General features: G+C 49.3%; 4 protein-coding genes. All 4 read right to left on the bottom strand.

The window, feature by feature from the left end:
- Positions 1-202: 202 nt before the first annotated feature.
- A complete protein-coding gene (locus tag E3374_RS14290; protein WP_136689632.1) occupies positions 203-664 on the bottom strand; it encodes a hypothetical protein in 462 nt (153 codons plus the stop codon).
- A gap of 43 nt (positions 665-707) precedes the next feature.
- A complete protein-coding gene (locus E3374_RS14285) occupies positions 708-1,073 on the bottom strand; it encodes a hypothetical protein (protein WP_136689631.1) in 366 nt (121 codons plus the stop codon).
- Positions 1,074-1,321: 248 nt separating this feature from the next.
- Positions 1,322-1,765, bottom strand: a complete 444-nt coding sequence (locus E3374_RS14280; RefSeq protein ID WP_136689630.1) for a hypothetical protein — start codon at positions 1,763-1,765, stop codon at positions 1,322-1,324.
- Between the two features lie 32 nt (positions 1,766-1,797).
- Positions 1,798-2,997: a phospholipase C/P1 nuclease family protein gene (locus tag E3374_RS14275; protein WP_136689629.1), complete on the bottom strand. Its 1,200-nt coding sequence runs from the start codon at positions 2,995-2,997 to the stop codon at positions 1,798-1,800.
- Positions 2,998-3,417 lie beyond the last annotated feature (420 nt).

The following is a 3,417-nucleotide window of genomic DNA, read 5'->3' as shown; positions in this document are numbered from 1 at the left end:
ATATTGCTTCCGGGGATTCATAGACCGGCTGAGACTCCCACGGAGGAAACCCCGTCGTGAACGACGGGGAGGATGTCATACTCGTGGTTCGTGTTCTGTCGGGCGCCCACGTCGGCGGTCGTGCGTCGTTGCGATCACAATGTTCGTGGCTCACGAGGAGTCCTGTACCGGATCATCGGAACTTCAGTCCACGATGACGACATCAAGAGAACAGTCTTCCACCCCCTTCATTACGAATCGTGACGTTGATCTTGTCCAAGACGCCATCCGTTTCGTTCCAGGCACGTATCTGGTAGCGTTCTGGTGGATCGGATTGGTCTATGGGGGCACCAATGTCGAAATCGATGTATTCGGACGTTATATTTCGATGGTAGTATAATTTATATTCGCTGTCTTTTTCCCAGTATACTTGCAGGCTATCTAACGACTCTTCGTCTGATACATTTTCCACAGTATAGCTGAGCTGGTTATGCTGATTGGATGAATAAGAGAGATTCGAGAAGACGGTTCCTGTCGTTGGCTCATCGAAGGTGACGTTGTATTGACTCGGAGGGCCGTCACTGCTAAACACGCCCAGGCAGCCACTAGTCATGAGAATACCGCAGAGGAACGTCGATAGCAGGAGGACTCCTATATTATTCATCGTCTTGTGGTCGTCATTCACTCAATAGCCATTGTTGAAGAGACTCATTGCAGTATTTTGGCGGTTACGTATCTGCGATCGTGATGTTGACCGCATCAATGACGCCACCTGACTCGTTCAGTGCCTTGACTCGATACCGGTATCTATCAACACTTGGTAAGATTGGTGTTTCTAAACCAAACGTATCATCCGGGCCGAACTCACCTCGGATCACCAGATCGTGTACTTGTGTCTTGTTCGTTTGCGTTCGAATCACTCTCAATGAAGTGAATTCTCCTGTTTGGTTCGCTATCTTGAACCCTGCTTCCCCACCGAGTTCTGAGACACTCCCGATACAATATATATCGTCAAATACCTCATTGGTCGTCGGCTCACCGATAGTGAGGTTAGAGGCGATTTCCTGTGGGCCAGGTGATTCGTCGACTTCCATCTGGACTCCTGCGCAGCCAGTGAGAGCGATAGCACTGCTGACCACGATGGCTATTAGCCAATCGTTATGTCCAATTCCAAACATAATTGGTTGTATTACTATTGCTCAGACATAGATCGGCGGGTCTAACTCTTCGATAAGGCCCATTGAGTACCGTGTCGTTTTTTCGAGGACTGCTTGGGTATCATTAACCAAGTCACTACTGTTCGCCAGTGGGTTCTGCTGAACTGCCGCCTGTTCTCCCGTTCTCATGAGAACCATCCTCCGCCTCCTTCATTGCGGATCGTGACGTTGATCGTGTCCAGAACACCCTTGGTTTCGTTCCAGGCTTGAATCTGGTAACTTCTCGGGGGAGTTGATTCACTCACAGGACCATTGAGCCCAATAGAATAATATCCTACTGTATAATTTCTCTCACGCAATTTCTCCCATTCTTCATCTCGTTTCTCATAATACTGAATCCGATCAAGAGATTCCTCGTCTGAGATATTTTCGATCGAGTATGACAATTGGTTGTGCGTGTGTCCAGCATAAGAGAGGTTCGAGAAGACAACGCCAGTTGTCGGCTCCTCGAAGGTGACGTTGAACTGGCTGGGTGGCCCGTCACTGGTAAAGACTCCTAAACAGCCACTGGTAACGATGGTCGCTCCGAGAAATGCAAGCATAGTATACGATATGTAGGTTCGTTCCATTCTTGGAATGGCCTTCCCGTTGTTCAATAGTATTAGTTAAACGGGGTTTGATCGTCGAATTCCGCCATCAGTCCCATGGCGTATTTAGTTGCCCAGTCGATAAGTTGTTCTGTCTCGTCTTCGATCCCACATGACTCGATCAATTCTGATGGCGAATCGTCATCAGATTCTGCTATCTTTGTCGCAAAAGAGTGGGCGTAATCGGTTGAGTTGTTTGCCATATTCTTCGCATGTTTCACCCACTTGCTGTCAGGGTCCCAGATCGCTGAATCCGGAACTTCACATTCGTCGTCGATGTTTTCTAACTCTTCGCTATACTCGTTGTCAATGTACGCATTCACTGCGTTTTCGTACTTCGATTGTGCATTCGAGGCGAGTGTGCCTCTTACCCATGCACCAGTATGAAACGGAACGGCCAGATCTTCGATGATGTGACAAGCAAAGGATAGGTGCTTATAGCTCTCGTCAGTGACTGCCGTAGACATGTACTGATTCACGAATTTCGGCCCTTCTCCTGCCGGCACCGTGGAACCAGTAATATAATCTAGTGCCGAATAGTGTGGATTAAACGCATGTGCGTATGCTTTCGCGCCGTCTTCCGGGAATACACCGATTGGGAACCAATCCGGGACAACTAAGTTGTAATTTATTTCATCGTGTTCACTTGGTCTGTCAGGCCATTTAGACCACTCCCCAATTTGATCTGCACTCGGCTGAGGACCGAAATACTCCAAATTTTTGACTGCTGCCCTTGTCATTTGGTAATGACTCGAATCTGGATTCCACATTGGCTTAAATTTCTTTTCCTCCATCATATCGTCGGCTATCATGCCGGAACCAATAACATCCGACAATTCTGAGAGAGCGGCCGCGTCTTCCTCTCCCACACTGGTCGTTCGGATGCCCTTCGATTCACGTACTTTCGATTCGGCATCTTTCAACGCCCGTTTGACGTTCGATCTCCCGCTCTTGAGCGTATATAGCGTGGTTTTCCCCTCCTTCTCTGGTCGTTTCGTTTCTCGCTCGTGCTTACGGTGTTTCCGTGCTTGCTTCCGGTTTTTGTTCCGCTTGTGCTTCCGTTTCTCTTGTTGCTTCTGGATGACGTGCCAGGGCTTGGTCTGGGATTTAATTTCGACATCTGCCCAGATGTCTTTCAGCGACTCGCGGGCCGCGCGCTTCTGGCCGCGATCGACTGTCGCCTCCTCGACGTACCCGGTGAGTGCATCGGCCATCGAATCTCGCTCATTGCCCAACAGCACGAGCCAGTTGAACTCTTGGAGGTCCGGGCCAATGTAAAGGTCCGGCGCAGGCGCAGGCTCGGGATCGGTGACTGGCTGTGGATCCGACCCCTCGGCACTTCGACCGGGAGATACCAGCGAACTCCCCACTCCTGAGAGCCCGGCGATCGAAGCCGCAGTTGTCTTGAGGACCGTGCGTCGACTCGTTTCGCGGGACCAATTCTGTTCAGGCATTCTGAACAATCAGTCTTCCATTCTGGAGAATGGTACTTATATTTTGATATTTGGTAAGCCGAATAATACTTCAATTAACGTATCCGTATTGAGGAAGCCCCACGCAGTAGTCGAGATCTGAAATACTATCTCAAATCAATACTATTCTTTCAGGATGGATGTGCCGAATTCTACAGAGAA

This window comes from Halorhabdus amylolytica, assembly GCF_004944975.1.
In the GTDB taxonomy this organism is placed as follows: Archaea; Halobacteriota; Halobacteria; order Halobacteriales; family Haloarculaceae; genus Halorhabdus; species Halorhabdus amylolytica.
The sequence above is the reverse complement of the archived record's forward strand: the minus strand, read 5'-3'. Positions and strand labels throughout refer to the sequence as shown.